The sequence below is a fragment of the Burkholderia ubonensis subsp. mesacidophila genome, assembly GCF_002097715.1.
In the GTDB taxonomy this organism is placed as follows: domain Bacteria; phylum Pseudomonadota; class Gammaproteobacteria; order Burkholderiales; family Burkholderiaceae; genus Burkholderia; species Burkholderia mesacidophila.
The window spans coordinates 938,109-956,180 of the sequence record NZ_CP020738.1; the positions used below are offsets into that span (position 1 = coordinate 938,109).

Consider the following 18,072-nt stretch of genomic DNA (forward strand, 5'->3'; position numbering starts at 1 on the left):
TTTGTCGGCCGCCGCGAATTCGGGGATATTAGCGGCATCGCCGATTCGCCTCCTGCCCTCACCGGTCGCCCATGACGCCAGACAAAGCCCTCGAACTGAACCGCAGCAAGCGCCGCGCGCTGTCGCTGCTGCTCGTCGCCGTCGCGGTATTCGTGACGACGATCTTCCTGCCGCGCGGCATCTGGATCGACGGGATCAAGGCCGTGGCCGAGGCCGCGATGGTCGGCGCGCTCGCCGACTGGTTCGCGGTCGTCGCGCTGTTCCGCCGCGTGCCGATCCCGTTCGTGTCGCGCCACACCGAAATCATTCCGCAGAACAAGGACAAGATCGCCGACAACCTCGCGGTGTTCGTCCGCGAAAAATTCCTCGGCCCCGACGCGCTCGCCGCGCAGATCCGTCAGCACGATCCCGCACAGAAACTCGGCGCATGGCTCGGCGAGCCCGCGAACACCGACGCGCTCGGCAGCTACGCGACGAAGCTGATGAGTTTCGCGCTCGACATGACCGACGATGCGCGGATCCAGTCGTTCGTGCACGACGCGTTCCGCGCGCTGGTCGACCGCATCGACCTGTCGCAATCGGCCGGCGCGATCCTCGACACGCTGACGAAGGACGGCCGCCACCAGGCGCTGCTCGACGACGCGATCGGGCAGGTGACGAACCTGCTCGACCAGCCGGAAAACCGCACGGTGATCGCGGCCTACATCGTCGACTGGCTGAAGAGCCAGTACCCGACCGTCGAGAAGATCCTGCCGACGAACTGGCTCGGCGAGAACGGCGCCGAGCTGATCGCGAACGCGGTGAACCGCGTGCTCGAACAGGTCGCCGCGGACCCGGAGCACGAACTGCGGCAGCGCTTCGACGCGACGGTCGTCAAGCTGGTCGAGCGCCTGAAGCACGACCCCGTGTTCATCGAGAAGGGTGAGGATATCAAGCGCTACATCCGCGACGGCGATGCGTTCAACACCTACCTTTTGGATCTGTGGGACCAGCTGCGCACGTGGCTGAAGGCCGATCTCGCGCGCGCCGACTCGACGCTGCACCGGCAGGCCGCGACGCTCGGCGGCTGGCTCGGCGCGCGGCTCGTGGAAAGCCCGGCGCTGCGCGCATCGCTGAACGAGCATGTCGAGAAGGCCGTGTACGAGATGGCGCCGGATTTCGCCGACTTCCTGATGCGGCATATCCGCGACACGGTGCGCAACTGGGACGCGCGCGAGATGTCGCGGCAGATCGAGCTGAACATCGGGAAGGACCTTCAGTACATCCGCATCAACGGCACGCTGGTGGGCGGGTTGATCGGGCTCGGGCTGTATCTCGTGTCGCTTGCGCCGCGCTGGGCGGGCGGCTGGCTGCATTGAGGCGGCCGGCGCCGGCGGGAAAAGGCGCGACGTCGCGCGCGCCCGGATCAGACGTGCGCTTTCGAGCCGTGCAGTTGCAGGCCGAGCGCCTTGATGACCTTCAGGATCGTGCCGAAGCTCGGGTTGCCGTCGTGCGACAGCGCCTTGTACAGGCCTTCGCGCGACAGGCCCGCATCGCGCGCGACCTGTGACATGCCGCGCGCACGCGCGATCACGCCGAGCGCGTGCGCGATGAAGGCCGGATCGTCGCCGGCCTCCTGCAGACAGGCTTCGAAGTACTCGGCCATGTCGTCTTCGGTCTTCAGGTGTTCGGCCGAATCCCATGGCCGGGTCTTGATCTTGTCCATCGACTACTCCGTATCGAGATGCTCGAGCATCGCATGCGCAGCCCGTATGTCCGCCTGTTGCGTCGACTTGTCGCCGCCGCACAGCAGGATCACCCATGCCGATTCCCGCTGCGCATAGTAGACGCGATAGCCCGGGCCATGGTCGATGCGCATTTCGACGACCGGCGCGCCGACGGACTTCCAGTCGCCAGGGTTGCCCGTCGCCAGCCGGTCGATGCGCGCCTGGATGCGGCGCTTCGCGACGCGATCCTGCAGCGCGTCGAACCATGCGTCGAAGAACTCGGTGGTTCCGATGGTGAATACAGGAGGAATGTAGGGCATCGATAGCAGTGTGTCAACCATGGTTCACAGATTGTCGGTGGAGCGTCGCGTCGCTTTTCCATCGGACGGATGGCGGCGCGATGTCTGACTATAGAGCCGCCCACCTCGCCTGACGGTCCGATTGGCCGTTCGGACGATCCCTCCGCGACGATCGGACGGAGCAGCGACCGAAGTCGGGAATGTCCGATTCCGTCTACAATCGAAAGCGTCTTTGCCGCCGGCGCGCGTTCATTGCGCGCCGGCGGATCCGTTCGTCCTCCGGTTTCCGGAGACGCCGCCGCGCGCTGCGCGGCGGGCACGTGCAGTGTGGTCAGTGTCTGGTAGGTAAAGCGTCCGCGCGCCGTAGGCCGGCGTGCGTCCTGAGCGTCGCACGCCCGTAGGCCGGGCAGGCGGCATCAACCGAGAGTCCCCCCATGAAAGCATCGGATCTGTTCGTGAAGGCGCTGGAAGCCGAAGGCGTCGAGTATGTGTTCGGCATTCCCGGCGAGGAAAACCTCGATCTGCTCGAATCGCTGCGGCGATCGCGGATCAAGCTCGTGCTGACCCGGCACGAGCAGGCGGCCGGCTTCATGGCCGCCACCTACGGCCGCCTGACGGGCAAGACGGGCGTCTGCCTGGCGACGCTCGGCCCCGGCGCGACCAACTTCGTGACGGCGGCCGCGTATGCGCAGCTCGGCGGGATGCCGATGCTGATGATCACCGGGCAAAAGCCGATCAAGTCCAGCAAGCAGGGTCACTTCCAGATCGTCGACGTCGTCGACATGATGCAGCCGCTCACGAAGTTCACGCGGCAGATCGTGTCGATCGGCAACATCCCGTCGGCCGTGCGCGAGGCGTTCCGGCGCGCGGAAGAGGAGCGGCCGGGCGCGACCCACCTCGAGCTGCCGGAGGACATCGCGCATGAGGAAGGCGACGGCAAGCCGATCCCGGCGAGCTACAGCCGGCGCCCGGTCGCGGAGGAGAAGGCGGTCGCGCACGCGGTCGACGCGATCCAGGCCGCGCGCCATCCGCTCCTGATGATCGGCGCGGGCGGCAACCGCAAGACGACCTGCAAGATGCTGCTCGAATTCGTCGACAAGACGGGCATCCCGTTCTTCACGACGCAGATGGGCAAGGGCGTGATCGACGAGACGCACCCGCTCTGGCTCGGCAACGCGACGCTGTCGGACGGCGACTTCGTGCACCGCGCGATCGAGCACGCGGACTGCATCATCAACGTCGGCCACGACGTGATCGAGAAGCCGCCGTTCTTCATGCGCGCCGACGACAAGACCGTGATCCACGTGAACTTCCTCGGCGCGCAGGTCGACCCGGTCTATTTCCCGCAGATCGAGGTGGTCGGCGACATCGCGAACGCGGTGTGGCAGATGAAGGAGGCGCTCGCGCCGCAGCCGCATTGGGATTTCGCGCGTTTCGCGATGATCAAGGAGCATTTCGACGCGCACCTGCAGAAGGGGCAGCAAGACCCGCGCTTCCCGATGTATCCGGTGCGCATCGTCAACGACCTGTACCGCGCGCTGCCGGCCGACGGGATCGTGTGCCTCGACAACGGGATGTACAAGATCTGGTTCGCGCGCTACTGGCGCGCGCACGAGCCGAACTCGCTGCTGCTCGACAACGCGCTCGCGTCGATGGGCGCAGGCCTGCCGTCGGCGATCGCGACGAAGATCGTGCATCCGCAGCGCAAGGTGATCGCCGTGTGCGGCGACGGCGGCTTCATGATGAACTCGCAGGAGCTCGAGACGGCAGTGCGGCTGAAGCTCGACATCGTCGTGATGATCCTGCGCGACGACGCGTTCGGGATGATCCGCTGGAAGCAGGAGAACATGAATTTCCCCGACTTCGCGATGACGCTGCAGAACCCGGATTTCGTGTCGTACGCGCAGAGCTACGGCGCGCACGGCCACCGGGTCGACGCGGCCGACGATCTCGAGCCGCTGCTGCGCGACTGCTTCGCATCGCCGGGCGTGCACGTGATCGACGTGCCGATCGACTACTCGGACAACGAGCGCGTGCTGAACCGCGAGATCAAGCGCCTGTCGGCGCAACTCTGAATTCACCGGAAGGAGACGTTCCATGCTGAAGGAAACCTATCCGTACTACCTCGCCAACGAAGCGGTATACGCGAACACCGATCTCGACGTGACGGACAAGTACAGCGGCGCGGTCGCGACGCGCGTCGCGCTGGCCGACGCGAAGGCGATCGATGCGGCGATCGGCGCGGCGGTCGCCGCCGCGAAGCCGATGCGCGAGCTGCCCGCGTACAGGCGTCAGGCGGTGCTCGACCACTGCGTCGCGCGCTTTCGCGAGCGCTTCGACGAGCTGGCCGAGGCGCTGTGCATCGAGGCCGGCAAGCCGATCAACGATTCGAAGGGCGAAGTGACGCGGCTGATCGACACGTTCCGCGTCGCGTCCGAGGAGTCGGTGCGGATCGACGGCGAAGTGATCAACCTCGAAATTTCCGCGCGCGCGCAGGGCTACACGGGCTACACCAAGCGCGTGCCGATCGGTCCGTGCTCGTTCATCTCGCCGTTCAACTTCCCGCTGAACCTCGCCGCGCACAAGGTCGCGCCGGCGCTCGCGGCCGGCTGCCCGTTCGTGCTGAAGCCGGCGAGCCGCACGCCGATCGGCGCGCTGATCATCGGCGAGATTCTTGCGGAAACCGACCTGCCGAAGGGCGCGTTCTCGGTGCTGCCCGCGCATCGCGACGGCGCGGACCTGTTTACGAGCGACGAGCGCTTCAAGCTGCTGTCGTTCACGGGCTCGCCCGCGGTCGGCTGGGCGCTGAAGGAGAAGGCCGGCAAGAAGAAGGTCGTGCTGGAGCTGGGCGGCAACGCGGCGGCGATCGTCGACGCGGACCAGCGCGACCGGCTCGACTACGTGGTCGAGCGGCTCGCATTCGGCGCGTACTACCAGTCGGGGCAGAGCTGCATCGGCGTGCAGCGGATCATCGTGCACGCCGGCCTCTACGACGCGCTGCGCGAGAAGCTGATCGCGAAAACCCGCTCGCTGAAGATGGGCGATCCGAAGGATCCGGCGACCTTCGTCGGCCCGATGATCTCCGAATCCGAATCGCGCCGGCTCGCGGGCTGGATGGACGCGGCCGTCGCGGCGGGCGCGCAGGTCGTCGCGGGCGGCAAGGTCGACGGCGCGATGTTCGAGGCGACGCTGCTCGAGAACGTCGGCCGCGAGCAGGATTTGTACCGGAAGGAAGCGTTCGGCCCGGTCGCGATCCTCGAGAAGTTCGACGACTTCGACGACGCGCTTGCGCGCGTGAACGACAGCGATTTCGGGCTGCAGGCCGGCGTGTTCACCGATTCGCTCGCGCATGCGCAGCGCGCGTGGGACGAACTGGACGTGGGCGGCGTCGTGATCAACGACGTGCCGTCGTTCCGCGTCGACAACATGCCGTACGGCGGCGTGAAGGACTCGGGCCTCGGCCGTGAAGGGATCCGCTACGCGATCGAGGACATGACCGAGCCGCGCCTGATGGTGGTGCGGCGCAGGTAGTGCGGCGCGGAGGAAACCCGGCGGCGCGCGCAGGCGCCGCCCATCCGACGAACGGTCTCGACTGCACGCACGGCATCGTGATGTAATCGCGCGACACGGCGGGCCGGGGTACGACACCCGGCCCGCCGGCGGATTATTTCTTCACGAGGTCGATTCATGTCCCCCGTATCGGCATTCAAGCTGGTTCTGTTGTCTTTTCTCGCGATCGTCGCGCTTGAATGCATCGCCAAGCGGCTGCGCTTGCCGCCCGCCGCGGCGCTGCTCGTCGGCGGCGTCGGCATCGCGTTCATTCCCGGCCTGCCGCCGATCAACCTCGACCCCGATCTCGTGCTGGTGGTGTTCCTGCCGCCGCTGCTGATGGACGGCGCGTATTTCTCCGTGTGGGAGGAGTTCAAGCGCAACCTCGGCGGCATCCTGCTGCTCGCGATCGGCGCGGTCGCGTTCACGACGCTCGCGGTCGGGCTCGCCGTGCACTGGGTCGTGCCGTCGCTGCCGTGGGCCGCCTGCTTCGCGCTCGGCGCGATCGTGTCGCCGCCCGACGCGGTCGCGGCGAAGGCCGTGCTCGAACGCGTCGCGCTGCCGCGCCGGCTGATGGTGCTGCTCGAAGGCGAGAGCCTGCTGAACGACGCGGCGGGCCTCGTGCTGTTCCGCTTCGCGGTCGTCGCTGCGCTGACCGGCGCGTTCAGCTTCCAGCACGCGCTCGTCGGCTTCGCGGAGCTGGGCGTCGGCGGCGTGGTGGTCGGCTTCGTGATCGGCTGGCTCGTCGTGCGCTTCCTGAAGCTGCTCGACGACGACTACCTCGTGATCACCGTCGCGGTGCTCTCCGGCTGGATCGGCTATATCGCCGGCGAAATGCTCGAAGTGTCGGGCGTGATCGCGACCGTGGTGGTCGGCATGATGCTCGGCTGGCACCAGCACGAGGTGTTCTCGGCGGCGGTGCGCACGCGCGCCACCGCATTCTGGCAGGTCGTCGTGTTCCTGCTCGAGGCGCTGGTGTTCGTGCTGATCGGACTGTCGCTGCGTGCCGTGATCCACCGGCTCGGCGGTTTCGAGCAGGTGATCGGCACGATGATGCCGGCCGTGCTCGCGGTGCTGGCCGCGGTGGTCGTGTCGCGCTTCCTGTGGATCTATGCGGTCGAGGGGCTGAAAGGGCCGACGCGCCGGTTCACGCGCGGCGCGTGCCGGCCGGACTGGCGGGCCGCGACCGTGATGAGCTGGGCCGGGATGCGGGGCGTCGTCACGCTCGCGATCGCGCTGTCGCTGCCCGACGCGATGCCGGGCCGCGACCTGATCCTCGTCGCCGCGTTCGCGGTGATTCTCGTCACCGTGCTGCTGCAGGGCACGACGATCGGCCCGCTGATCCGGCTGCTGCGCCTGCCGCAGCAGTTCGGGCATGCCGCGCATCACCTGACCGAGCCGCAGGCGTGGGCGCGCGTCGAGGCCGCGCAGCTCGCGGCGATCCAGCCGCTCGTGCGTGACGAGAACGGCGTCGTGATCCATCCGCGCCTGCTCGAGCAGTACACGTATCGCGCGGAATTGACGCAGCGCCTGCAGCACGAGACCGCGTTTCCGGACAGCGAGCGCGCCGCGCACTACGACGTCGTGCTCGCCGCGATCGCGGCCGGCCGCGCGGAATTGTTGCGCCTGCATCGTTCCGGGCAGATCCACGACGAAATGCTGCACGCGCTCGAACGCGATCTCGACCTGCAGGAAGTCGCCGCGCAGCACGCGCGCGGATGAACGCCGGGCGCGCCGGCGCCCGCCGTCTTTCGACCGTCACGCCCGCTGTCGCGGCCGCGACGCCGGCCCGCGGCCGCCCATTCCCGCCCCGCCGGTTGGCGGCACGCGCGCCTGCCGCATTCGCCTGCCCATTTCCATCCTGTAAATGATCGGATTTATTCCGACGCCGGTCTTTTTGACTGCTTGGCTTAACTAAACAGGAAGCGGATAGATACTGTGCTCTAATTTCATTTAGAATCAGCTGCTTATATTTATTGAGAGAGATTGTGCGGGGCGAGCACCGGGTGTCGACGGGGAAACTCGGCATCCGATGGCCTTGCGCGCCAGCGCCGATGGGCCCGATCGGCGTCAGCAGGCGGATCATTCCTCCGCAAGAATAAGATCGCGCTTAAGTCGGATAATCAACTCCCATGAATGAATCGATTGGAGATTCCGCGTTTGAAACAACGGTTATGAAAGAATCGAGTGGTGAAAAGGTATCGGATTACCTCGAGTCCGGTTTATCGGTCCTGCTTGTCGACGATCAAGCGTTCGTCGGCGAAGTGATTCGCCGCGCGTTGCGCAGCGAACATGACATCGATCTTCATGTTTGCACCGACGCGCAGCAGGCGATGGCCGTCGCGCGCGACGTGAAGCCGACGGTCATCCTGCAGGACCTGGTGATGCCGGACATCGACGGCCTCGACCTCGTGCGCGCGTGGCGCGCGGACGCGGCCACCGCACGCGTGCCGATCATCGTGCTGTCCGCGAAGGAGGAGCCGGTCGTCAAGCGCGAGGCGTTCGTCGCCGGCGCGAACGACTATCTCGTCAAGCTGCCCGACGCGATGGAGCTGACGGCACGCATTCGCTACCATTCGAATTCCTACCTGATGTCGCGCCAGCGCGACGAAGCGCTCGATTTCCTGTCGCACGACATGCGTTCGCCGCAGACGTCGATCCTTGCGCTGCTCGACGTGTACCGGGCAGAGCACGGCGACATGCCGCCGATCATGGAGCGCATCGCCGGCCACGCGCGGCGCGCGCTCGCGCTGGCCGACGGCTTCATCCACCTGACCCGCGCGCAGTCGGAGCGCCGCGCGCACGAGGTCGTCAGCCTCAACGAAATCGTGCTCGACGCAGTCGACCAGCTGTGGGAAAAGGCCGCCGGGTTCGGCAGCCGGGTCGTCGCGCAGGTGCCGGACGCCGAATGCGTGACCATGGGCGACCGGATGATGCTGACGCGCGCGGTCGCCAACCTGATCGACAACGGGCTCAAGTACGGCCCGGCCGGAACGGACGTGCATTGCACGCTGGGCGGCGACGACGGCGCGTGGCTGATCGGCGTCGAGGACGGCGGCGCCGGCATCGCGCCCGCGCAGCGCGCGTCGGCGACCGAGACGTTCGTGAGGCTCGAGCCCGCGCACGGCGCGGCGCGCGGCGGCTTCGGCCTCGGGCTCGCGTTCGTCCGCGCGACGGCCGCGCGGCATCGGGGCCAGATCCTGATGCGCGATACCGCGCGCGGCTTCATGGTCGCGCTCCGGCTCCCCGCACAAGCGCAGCGGTGAATCCGCAGGTCGCGCGGCCTCGCCCGGCATGCGGGCGGCGCCCCACGGCCATGCCGCGCGCGTGCGCGCCCGCTCCCCACGCGCGCCGGTCGCACCGCCTCCGGCGGGCGCCGGCCGGCGCGGATATTTTTCAACGCAGACTTTGAAAGCCCACAACGAACATGGCCACCGTGACGCCTCGCGCGACCAATGAAAGCTTGCACCCGACGATCGGCGCCGCCCGGCTGACCCTCGGCAACCGCATCCTGCTCAGCTTCGGCGTGCTGTTCGTGCTGATGCTGCTGACGGCCGGACTGTCCTACGAGCGCCTGCGCGCGATCAACGGCGAAGCCGTCAGCATCGAGCGCGATTCGCTGCCTGGCGCATATCTCGCGTCGTCGCTGCGCGGCGCGGTCAACGAGTCGTTCATGCTGCTGCAGCGGGCGGTCTTCGTCGATTCCGATCCGGACGCCGCGCGCCGCGACCTCGCGAAGATCGCCGACGTGACGAAGGAGATCGACACGCTGTTGGTCGACTATCAGAACACGACGTTCCGCGAAGACGACCGCGCGCGCTTCTCGTCGTTTCGCACCGCCTACGATCGCTATCTGCCGCTACTGAACGACGCCGTGCAGAAGAGCCTCGGGTCGCGCGGCGAAGCGGCCGCGGCGTATGCGACCGTGCTGCCCGCGTGGGCGGAAGTGGTGCGCCACGCGAATACGATGGTCCAGGAGAACCGTACGTTCGCGGACCAGTCCGCGAAGCTGATCCGCGAATCGGTGCAGGGCACCGTGGTGGTGCTGGCGGTCGCGCTGACCGTCGTGCTGCTGGCCGCGCTTGCGCTCGGCTATGTGCTGTATCGCGCGATCACGGTGCCGATGGCGCGGCTCGTCGAAGTGCACGACGTGATGCGCACCGGCAATCTCACGCGCCGCCTCGCGCTGAACCGCTACGACGAGTTCGGCACGCTCGAGACGGGCTTCAACCGGATGGCCGACGAACTGACCGAACTGGTCGGGCGCGCGCAGCAGTCGTCGCTGCAGGTGACGACGTCGGTGGCCGAGATCGCGGCGACGTCGCGCGAGCAGCAGGCCACCGCGAACGAGACCGCCGCGACGACGACCGAGATCGGCGCGACCTCGCGCGAGATCTTCGCGACGTCGCGCGACCTGCTGCACACGATGAACGAGGTGTCGTCGGTCGCCGAGCAGTCGGCGACGCTCGCGGGCGTGAGCCAGAGCGGGCTCACGCGGATGGGCGAGACGATGCGCAGCGTGATGGACGCGGCCGGCTCGGTGAACGCGAAGCTCGCGATCCTCAACGAGAAGGCGCTCAACATCAACCAGGTCGTCGCGACCATCACCAGGGTCGCGGACCAGACCAACCTGCTGTCGCTGAACGCGGCGATCGAGGCGGAGAAGGCCGGCGAATACGGCCGCGGCTTCGCGGTCGTCGCGACCGAGATCCGCCGGCTCGCGGACCAGACGGCGGTCGCGACCTACGACATCGAGCAGACGGTGAAGGAGATCCAGTCGGCCGTGTCGGCCGGCGTGATGGGGATGGACAAGTTCTCCGAGGAAGTGCGCCGCGGGATGCTCGACGTGCAGCAGGTCGGCGGGCAGCTGTCGCAGATCATCGCCGAGGTGCAGACGCTCGCGCCGCGCTTCCAGATGGTCAACGAAGGGATGCAGACGCAGGCGACCGGCGCGGAGCAGATCACGCAGGCGCTGTCGCAACTATCGGAAGCCGCGCAGCAGACGGCCGAATCGCTGCGCCAGTCGTCGCAGGCGATCGACGACCTGACGCTGGTCGCGAACCAGTTGCGCACCAGCGTGTCGCGCTTCAAGGTGGACGCGTGACGCGCGCGGACGCCCTGCACGGCGCACCGGCGCTGTTCCTGCTGTTCGAGCTGGACGGCGAACGCTATGCGCTCGACGCCGCCTCGATCGACGCGGTGCTGCCGCTCGCGACTGCGAAGGCGGTGCCCGGCGCGCCCGCGTGGGTCGCCGGGCTGCTGATGCGCGACGGCGCGCCGGTGCCGGTCGTCGACGTGCCGATGCTGGCGCTCGGGCGCCCCGCGCACGCGCTGCGCTCGACGCGGCTCGTGATGGTTCGATACAGGGTCCGAGATTGCGCGAACGAAGCGGACGCCGGCGAGCGGGTGCTCGGCCTGATCGTCGAGCGCGCGACCCGGACGATGCGGATCGAGTGCGGCGCGTTCCGCGCGAGCGGCGTCGCGACGCCGCGCACGCGCTGGCTCGGCCCGGTCGCGAGCACGCCGGACGGCATCGTGCAGCAGGTGTCGGTGCGCGACATCATCGATTCGGTCGCGAGCCTGCACCTGTTCGACGATGCATCGGCCAACGGAGGGGCGCCGGCGTGACAAACATCGCTTCGCGTTTTCGCGCATGGCTCCTGCGCGAGACCGGCATCGATCCCGACTCGCTCGGCCACGATTTCCTGATGCGCGCGGTGACCGAGCGCATCTACGCGACGCAGGCGGCGGACGGCGGGCGGATGCCCTGCGCCGCGCGGCCGCCCGTCCCGCCGGACGCGCTCGACGCGTACTGGCAGCGGTTGAACGCCAGCGGCGACGAGCGGCGCGCGCTGATCGAGCGATTCGTCGTGCCGGAAACCTGGTTTTTCCGCGACCGCGAGGCGTTCGCGACGCTCGTGCGGCTCGCGGTCGAACGTCTCACCGCGCATCCCGGCCGCGTGGTGCGCGTGCTGAGCGCGCCGTGCTCGACCGGCGAGGAGCCGTTTTCGGCGGCGATGGCGCTGCTCGACGCGGGGCTCGATCCCGCGCGCTTCACGATCGACGCGATCGATCTCAGCGACAACGCGATCGAGCAGGCGCGGCTCGGCCGCTACGGACGCAATGCGTTCCGCGGGCACGCGCTGGAGTTTCGCGCGCGGCATTTCACGCCGGTGGCGGACGGCTGGCAGCTCGACGAGCGCGTGCGCGCGTGCGTGCAGTTCCGGCAGGGGAACCTGATCGAGCCGGTCGGCGACGCGCTCACGCGCTACGATTTCGTGTTCTGCCGCAACGTGCTGATCTATTTCGAGCGCGACGCGCAGGATCGCGTGATCCAGTCGCTGCAGCGCTGCCTGACCGACGACGGGATGCTGTTCGTCGGCCCGGCCGAGACCGGTGTCGCGATGCGCCACGGGATGTGTTCCGCGCGGATTCCTCTCGCGTTCGCGTTCCAGCGCGCGAGCGTCGCCGAGCGGCTGGCCGACGGGCTCGCCGCGGCGCTGCCGCCTGCCGTGCGGCCGTGGCGCGCCGACCGGTCCGCGGCGGCGCGCGTCGCCGCGCCGCGCACGGCGCCGTCCGGGTGGTTTGCCGGTGCGGCGGCGCGCCCGCTCGCGCTTGCCGCCGCGCCGGAACGGGCGGCGGACGGCGGCCATGGCAGCGATGTGCAGGCTCAGGCGGCCGGGGGCGCCCCGTCGACGCTGGAGCATGCGCAGGCGCTCGCGAACGCGGGTGCGTTCGACGAAGCCGAGCGCGCGCTCGCGCGGTTCACCGCGCGCGCCGGGCTGCATGCCGACGCGTTCTACCTGCGCGGGCTGATCGCGGACGCGCGCGGCCGGGCCGCGGAGGCGGGCGACTTCTACCGCAAGGCGCTGTACCTGCGGCCGACGCACCACGAGGCGCTGACGCATCTCGCGACGCTGCTCGACGTCGGCGGCGACCGCGCGGGCGCGCAACGGATGCTCGAGCGCGCGCGGCGCGCGGCGGGATAATACGACCCTGGCATGACAAGAGGAAATGATGAACGGCGAGGCCGCTGACCCCACCGACATGACGATCGACGTCGACGACTGCTGGAACCGGATCGGCACGCGCGGCGACCGGACGTGCGAGCGGCTGACCGAGTACCTGCGCTGCCTGAACTGTCCCGTCTACGCGTATCACGCGGCGAAGCTGCTGGAGCGGCCGCTCGGCGACGCCGAGATGGCCGACGCCGCGCGCCGCATGGGCACGAACGGCGCAGTGCGCGAGCGTGGCGACACCGGCGCCGACGCGCGCCACGCGGCACTCGCGTTCCGCGTCGCCGACGAATGGCTCGCATTGTCGATCGGCGTGCTGCGCGAGATCGCCGACACGCGCCCGATCCATTCGCTGCCGCACCGCCGCCACCCGGCGGTGCGCGGCGTCGTCAACATCCGCGGCACGCTGCGCATCGCGATCTCGCTCGGCGCGCTGCTCGGGCTCGGCACGGCCGGCGGCGCCGACGGCGGCTTCACGCGGCTGCTGGTCGTCGCGCAGCACGGCGAGCCGGTGGTGTTTCCGGTCGACGAAGTGGAGGGCGTGGTGCGCTTCGGCGCGTCGGAGTGGGTGCCGGTGCCGGCGACGGTCGGGCGCGCGAGCGCCGGCCTGTCGCGCGGCGTGCTGGCGTGGCGCGGCAAGTCGATCGGCCTGCTCGACGACGACCGCCTGTTCGATGCCGTGACGCGGAGCATGCGATGAGCGCCGATGACGACCTGAGCCGCCTGTCGCTGCTCGAACTGTATCGCGAGGAGACGCGCACGCAGACCCAGGCGCTGTCCGAATGCCTGCTCGCGCTCGAATCCGGCGCGCCCGATCCGGCGGCGCTCGAGGCCTGCATGCGCGCCGCGCATTCGCTGAAGGGGGCCGCGCGCATCGTCGGCGTGCCGCAGGGCGTCGACATCGCGGGGCGAATGGAAGAGTGCTTCGTCGCCGCGCAGGGCGGCGCGGCGGCGCTGACGGCCGCGCACGTCGATGCGCTGCTGGCGGGCGTCGATCTGCTCGTGCGGGTCGGCGATCCGCAGATGCAGCCGGTCGCGCCGGCCGAGATCGAGACGTTCGCTGCGGCGCTGGCCGCGGCCGGCGATCCGGGCGCGACGCAAACGTTTACGGCGGCGCCGCCGCCCGGCGACGCGCCGTTCGAATCCGGCCAGCCGGCGCGCAAGGCGGCGCCATTCGGCGGCGAAGCCGCGCCGCCCGCGGTTGCGGGCGCCACCGATCCGGCCCAGTCCGCGCGCGGGGCAGGCGCAAATACGGGCGCAATTCGCCGGGTGCGCGCCGACAGCCTGAACCGGCTGCTGAGCCTGTCCGGCGAATCGCTCGTCGAGTCGCGCTGGCTCAAGCCGTTCGCCGAATCGATGCTGCGCGTGAAGCGCGCGCAGCGCGACGCGGCGCGTTCGCTCGACACGCTGGTCGAGCGCTTCGCCGGCGAGCTCGACGCGGGGGCGCTCGCGTCGCTGGGCGAAGTGCGGCACATGCTCAACGACCTGCAGCGCTCGTTCGCCGAGCGGATGGACGCGCTCGACCGCTTCGAGCGGCGCAGCACGCATATCGCCGAGCAGCTGTACGACGAGGCGCTGCAATGCCGGATGCGGCCGTTCGGCGACGCGACGCGCGCGTACCCGCGCATCGTCCGCGACCTCGCGCGCTCGCTCGGCCGGCAGGTGCGGTTTTCGATCGTCGGCGAGGCGACCCAGGTGGATCGCGACATCCTCGACCTGCTCGACGCGCCGCTTGGCCACCTGCTGCGCAACGCGCTCGACCACGGCGTCGAGCCGCCCGACGTGCGGCGCGCGCGCGGCAAGCCGGCCGCCGCGAGCGTGACGCTTGAGGCGCGCCACAGCGCCGGGTCGCTGCTCGTCAGCGTCAGCGACGACGGGCCGGGCGTCGATCTCGACGCGTTGCGCGCGGCGGTGGTGCGCCAGCATCTGACCGACGACGAGACGGCCGCGCGGCTGTCCGACCAGGAGCTGCTGGAATTCCTGCTGCTGCCCGGCTTCTCGATGCGCGATGCGGTGACCGACGTGTCGGGGCGCGGCGTCGGCCTCGACGCGGTGCAGGAAATGGTGCGCAGCGTGCGCGGCGCGGTGCGGATCTTCAACGAGCCGGGCGCCGGCCTGCGCTTCGTGCTGCAGCTGCCGCTCACGCTGTCGGTGATCCGCAGCCTGCTCGTCGAGGTCGGCGGCGAGCCATACGCGTTCCCGCTCGCGCACGTGCGCCGCACGCTCGAGCTCGAGCGCGCCGATATCGACGTGCTCGAAGGGCAGCCGCATTTCCCGTTCGATGGCCGGCGCGCCGGGCTCGTCGCCGCGCACCAGCTGCTCGACGCGGGCGAGCCCGATGCGTCGCGCGCGCGCACGGCGGTGGTGGTGGTCGGCGGCGAGCCGGAGCTGTATGGCGTCGCGGTCGACCGCTTCCTCGGCGAGCGGATGCTCGTCGTGCAGCCGCTCGACAGCCGCCTGCACAAGATCCAGAACATCGCGGCCGGCGCGCTGCTCGAGAACGGCGACCCGGTGCTGATCGTCGACGTCGAGGACCTGATCCGCTCGGTCGACAAGCTCGTGCGCGGCGGGCAGCTCGCGAAGCTCGTGCGCGACCCGCAGCATGCGCTCGCGGACCGGCGGCGGCGCGTGCTCGTCGTCGACGATTCGCTGACCGTGCGCGAGCTCGAACGCAAGCTGCTGGAGAAGCGCGGCTACGACGTCACGATCGCGGTCGACGGGATGGACGGCTGGAACGCGGTGCGCAGCGATGCGTTCGACCTGGTCGTCACCGACGTCGACATGCCGCGCATGGACGGCATCGAGCTCGTCACGCTGATCAAGAACGATCCGCTGCTCAAGCGCGTGCCGGTGATGATCGTGTCGTACAAGGATCGCGACGAGGACCGCCGCCGCGGGCTCGACGCCGGCGCCGACTACTACCTCGCGAAGGGCAGCTTCCACGACGAGGCGCTGCTCGACGCCGTGCACGACCTGATCGGGGACGCGCAGGGATGAACATCGGCATCGTCAACGACCTGCCGCTCGCCGTGGAGGCGCTGCGGCGAGCGATCGCGCAGCGGCCGGAGCATCGCGTGCTGTGGGTCGCGACCGACGGCGACGAGGCGGTGGATTTCTGCGTCGCGCAGCCGCCCGACCTCGTGCTGATGGACCTGGTGATGCCGAAGCTCGACGGCGTCGCGGCGACGCGCCGCATCATGGCGCGCGCGCCGTGCGCGATCCTGATCGTGACGGCGAGCGTCAGCGCGAGCACGTCGTCCGTCTACGAGGCGATGGGGGCGGGCGCGCTCGACGCGGCCGACACGCCGACGCTGGCGCTCGGCCTGAGCGTCGACGCGGCGCAGCCGCTGCTCGCGAAGATCGACCAGATCGGCCGGATGCTCGAAAGCCGCTCGACGGCGCTCGCGCCGCCCGTATCCGCGCCGGCGCGCGGCCAGCCGACGCTGGTGGCGATCGGCGCGTCGGCGGGCGGGCCGACCGCGCTCACCGCGCTGCTGCGCGCACTGCCGGAAGATTTCCCGGCGGCGATCGTGATCGTCCAGCATGTCGACCAGGCGTTCGCGGTCGGCATGGCGCAGTGGCTCGACGGCTATACGCGCCTGCCGGTGCGCGTCGCGCGCCAGGGCAGCGCGCCGCAGCCGGGCGAGGTGCTGCTCGCGGCGACCAACGACCATCTGTGCCTGACGCCGCGCGGCGTGCTCGGCTATACGCGGCATCCGGCGGAGACGCCGTACCGGCCGTCGATCGACGTGTTCTTCAACAGCGTCGCCGACGGCTGGCGCGGCGACGCGATCGGCGTGCTGCTGACCGGCATGGGGCGCGACGGCGCGCTCGGCCTGAAGGCGATGCGCGCGAAGGGCTGCTGCACGATCGCGCAGGATGCGGCGACGAGCGCGGTCTACGGCATGCCGAAGGCCGCCGCCGCGATCGGCGCGGCGAGCGTGATCCTGCCGCTCGACCGGATCGCGCCGCAATTGATCGCGCGCGTGACGCGCCCGTCGCACGGCTGACCGCGCGCATTGCGGGCGGCGTCGGCCGTCGCGTACAATGCGCGCTTCGGAGATGGCATGCCTCCCCGGGGCCTGGGCCCGCTCGCGACGAGCGCGCCCCGCCCGCAACCGCCGGTCGTCCGGCTGATGATGCCTGCGCGTTCCTGGGTTTCGGGAGGTCGCAGGCCGTCTCATGCGGTGTCCTGCCGCCCAGGTTTGATCTTCCGTCGAATCTGGAAATCACTCGATGTTCAACACTTCTGCCGACTTCCTCGCGACCGTGCGCTACGTGTGCCGCTGGCTCGCGCTTTCGGCGCTGCTCGGCGCGCTCGCCGGGTCGGCGTCCGCGCTGTTCCTGATCGCGCTCGATTGGGCGACCGGCACGCGCGTCGCGCATCCGTGGCTGCTTTGGGGGCTGCCCGCCGCCGGTTTCGCGACCGGCTGGATCTACCACCGCTTCGGCCAGTCGGTCGCGCGCGGCAACAACCTGCTGATCGACGAAATCCATGATCCGAAGGCGCTCGTGCCGAAGCGGATGGGGCCGCTCGTGCTCGTCGCGACCGTCGTCACGCACCTGTTCGGCGGCTCGGCCGGGCGCGAAGGCACCGCCGTGCAGATGGGCGGCGCGCTCGCCGATCGCGTCACGCACGCGTTGCGGCTCGACCGCGAGCACCGGCGCGTGCTGCTGATGGCCGGCATCGCGGCCGGCTTCGCGTCGGTGTTCGGCACGCCGCTCGCCGGCGCGGTGTTCGGGCTCGAAGTGCTCGCGATCGGGCGCGTGCGCTACGACGCGCTGCTCGCGTGCGTCGCGTCGGCGATCGTCGCGGACGTCGTGTGCCGGCTGTGGGGCGTGCATCACACCGCGTACGGGATTCCGTTCGTGCCGCCTGTCAGCGCGGCGGGGCTCGGCGCGACGGTCGTCGCGGGCATCGCGTTCGGCGTGGTCGGCCGGCTGTTCGCGCATGCGACGCACGCGCTGTCGGCGCTGTTTCGCCGGCGCATCCGGTATGCGCCGCTGCAGCCGGTGGTCGGCGGTTTGCTCGTGGCGATTGCGGCGACCGCGCTGAACGTGCCGCAGTATCTCGGCCTCGGCATCCCGACGATCGAGGCGGCGTTCCACGGCCCGTTGCCGGTCTACGACTTCGCGGGGAAATTCGCGTTCACCGTCGTCACGCTCGCGTCGGGCTTCAAGGGCGGCGAGGTGACGCCGCTGTTCTACATCGGCGCGACGCTCGGCAACGCGCTCGGCCAGGTGCTCGCGCTGCCGGTGCCGGTGCTGGCCGGGCTCGGCTTCGTCGCGGTGTTCGCCGGCGCGGCCAACACGCCGATCGCGTCGACGATCATGGCGATCGAGCTGTTCGGCGCGGATATCGGCGTGTACGCGATCGTCGCGTGCGTGGTCGCGTATCTGTTCTCCGGGCACGCGGGCATCTATCGCGCGCAGCGCGTGGCCGTCGGGAAGGGCGTGCACGGGCCGGGCGAGTGAGCGGCGGGGCGGCATCCTGCATCGCCG

At 69.8% G+C, this 18,072-nt stretch carries 14 protein-coding genes; 12 read left to right on the plus strand and 2 right to left on the minus strand.

Annotated elements, in window-relative coordinates:
• Positions 1–71 precede the first annotated feature (71 nt).
• Positions 72–1,358: a DUF445 domain-containing protein gene (locus B7P44_RS21805; RefSeq protein ID WP_084908090.1), complete on the plus strand. Its 1,287-nt coding sequence runs from the start codon at positions 72–74 to the stop codon at positions 1,356–1,358.
• A 47-nt stretch (positions 1,359–1,405) separates the two neighbouring features.
• Here the strand turns inward: B7P44_RS21805 and B7P44_RS21810 are convergent, their stop codons facing one another.
• Together B7P44_RS21810 and B7P44_RS21815 are read right to left on the minus strand one after the other, a co-directional pair.
• Positions 1,406–1,705: an addiction module antidote protein gene (locus tag B7P44_RS21810; protein WP_059851409.1), complete on the minus strand. Its 300-nt coding sequence runs from the start codon at positions 1,703–1,705 to the stop codon at positions 1,406–1,408.
• A gap of 3 nt (positions 1,706–1,708) precedes the next feature.
• Positions 1,709–2,026, minus strand: coding sequence for a type II toxin-antitoxin system RelE/ParE family toxin (locus tag B7P44_RS21815; protein ID WP_321970408.1), 318 nt, complete (start codon positions 2,024–2,026; stop codon positions 1,709–1,711).
• 413 nt (positions 2,027–2,439) lie between these two features.
• Between B7P44_RS21815 and B7P44_RS21820 the strand changes: the two genes are divergently transcribed.
• From B7P44_RS21820 to B7P44_RS21870, 11 genes are all read left to right on the plus strand, one after another.
• Positions 2,440–4,080, plus strand: a complete 1,641-nt coding sequence (locus B7P44_RS21820; RefSeq protein ID WP_084908092.1) for an acetolactate synthase large subunit — start codon at positions 2,440–2,442, stop codon at positions 4,078–4,080.
• Positions 4,081–4,102: 22 nt separating this feature from the next.
• Positions 4,103–5,536 carry an aldehyde dehydrogenase family protein gene (locus tag B7P44_RS21825; RefSeq protein WP_084908093.1) on the plus strand — a complete coding sequence of 478 codons (1,434 nt, stop codon included), beginning with the start codon at positions 4,103–4,105 and terminating at the stop codon, positions 5,534–5,536.
• A gap of 156 nt (positions 5,537–5,692) precedes the next feature.
• A complete protein-coding gene (locus B7P44_RS21830) occupies positions 5,693–7,276 on the plus strand; it encodes a Na+/H+ antiporter (RefSeq protein WP_084908094.1) in 1,584 nt (527 codons plus the stop codon).
• A gap of 410 nt (positions 7,277–7,686) precedes the next feature.
• The gene (locus tag B7P44_RS21835) at positions 7,687–8,820 is read left to right on the plus strand and encodes a hybrid sensor histidine kinase/response regulator (protein ID WP_084908095.1); all 1,134 of its coding nucleotides are present in this window, start codon (positions 7,687–7,689) and stop codon (positions 8,818–8,820) included.
• Between the two features lie 161 nt (positions 8,821–8,981).
• Positions 8,982–10,658, plus strand: a complete 1,677-nt coding sequence (locus B7P44_RS21840; protein ID WP_084908096.1) for a methyl-accepting chemotaxis protein — start codon at positions 8,982–8,984, stop codon at positions 10,656–10,658.
• Entirely contained in the window at positions 10,655–11,182 is a 528-nt protein-coding gene (locus B7P44_RS21845) for a chemotaxis protein CheW (protein ID WP_084908097.1), read from the plus strand. Before B7P44_RS21840 ends, B7P44_RS21845 begins: the two co-directional genes overlap by 4 nt.
• On the plus strand, positions 11,179–12,543 hold the full coding sequence (locus B7P44_RS21850; protein WP_084908098.1) for a CheR family methyltransferase: 1,365 nt from the start codon (positions 11,179–11,181) through the stop codon (positions 12,541–12,543). The genes B7P44_RS21845 and B7P44_RS21850 overlap by 4 nt, the downstream gene beginning before the upstream one ends.
• Positions 12,544–12,571: 28 nt before the next feature.
• Positions 12,572–13,270, plus strand: coding sequence for a chemotaxis protein CheW (locus B7P44_RS21855; RefSeq protein WP_084909957.1), 699 nt, complete (start codon positions 12,572–12,574; stop codon positions 13,268–13,270).
• Positions 13,267–15,567, plus strand: a complete 2,301-nt coding sequence (locus tag B7P44_RS21860; RefSeq protein WP_084908099.1) for a hybrid sensor histidine kinase/response regulator — start codon at positions 13,267–13,269, stop codon at positions 15,565–15,567. The genes B7P44_RS21855 and B7P44_RS21860 overlap by 4 nt, the downstream gene beginning before the upstream one ends.
• The gene (gene cheB / locus B7P44_RS21865) at positions 15,564–16,580 is read left to right on the plus strand and encodes a chemotaxis response regulator protein-glutamate methylesterase (RefSeq protein ID WP_084908100.1); all 1,017 of its coding nucleotides are present in this window, start codon (positions 15,564–15,566) and stop codon (positions 16,578–16,580) included. Before B7P44_RS21860 ends, cheB begins: the two co-directional genes overlap by 4 nt.
• Before the next feature lie 226 nt (positions 16,581–16,806).
• Positions 16,807–18,045: a voltage-gated chloride channel family protein gene (locus B7P44_RS21870; RefSeq protein WP_084908101.1), complete on the plus strand. Its 1,239-nt coding sequence runs from the start codon at positions 16,807–16,809 to the stop codon at positions 18,043–18,045.
• Positions 18,046–18,072: the final 27 nt, after the last annotated feature.

Coding starts and splice junctions, on each gene's coding strand:
- B7P44_RS21805 (WP_084908090.1), top strand. CDS start 72: ATGACGCCAGACAAAGCCCTCGAACTGAACCGCAGCAAGCGCCGCGCG.
- B7P44_RS21810 (WP_059851409.1), bottom strand. CDS start 1,705: ATGGACAAGATCAAGACCCGGCCATGGGATTCGGCCGAACACCTGAAG.
- B7P44_RS21815 (WP_321970408.1), bottom strand. CDS start 2,026: ATGCCCTACATTCCTCCTGTATTCACCATCGGAACCACCGAGTTCTTC.
- B7P44_RS21820 (WP_084908092.1), top strand. CDS start 2,440: ATGAAAGCATCGGATCTGTTCGTGAAGGCGCTGGAAGCCGAAGGCGTC.
- B7P44_RS21825 (WP_084908093.1), top strand. CDS start 4,103: ATGCTGAAGGAAACCTATCCGTACTACCTCGCCAACGAAGCGGTATAC.
- B7P44_RS21830 (WP_084908094.1), top strand. CDS start 5,693: ATGTCCCCCGTATCGGCATTCAAGCTGGTTCTGTTGTCTTTTCTCGCG.
- B7P44_RS21835 (WP_084908095.1), top strand. CDS start 7,687: ATGAATGAATCGATTGGAGATTCCGCGTTTGAAACAACGGTTATGAAA.
- B7P44_RS21840 (WP_084908096.1), top strand. CDS start 8,982: ATGGCCACCGTGACGCCTCGCGCGACCAATGAAAGCTTGCACCCGACG.
- B7P44_RS21855 (WP_084909957.1), top strand. CDS start 12,572: ATGAACGGCGAGGCCGCTGACCCCACCGACATGACGATCGACGTCGAC.
- B7P44_RS21860 (WP_084908099.1), top strand. CDS start 13,267: ATGAGCGCCGATGACGACCTGAGCCGCCTGTCGCTGCTCGAACTGTAT.
- cheB (WP_084908100.1), top strand. CDS start 15,564: ATGAACATCGGCATCGTCAACGACCTGCCGCTCGCCGTGGAGGCGCTG.
- B7P44_RS21870 (WP_084908101.1), top strand. CDS start 16,807: ATGTTCAACACTTCTGCCGACTTCCTCGCGACCGTGCGCTACGTGTGC.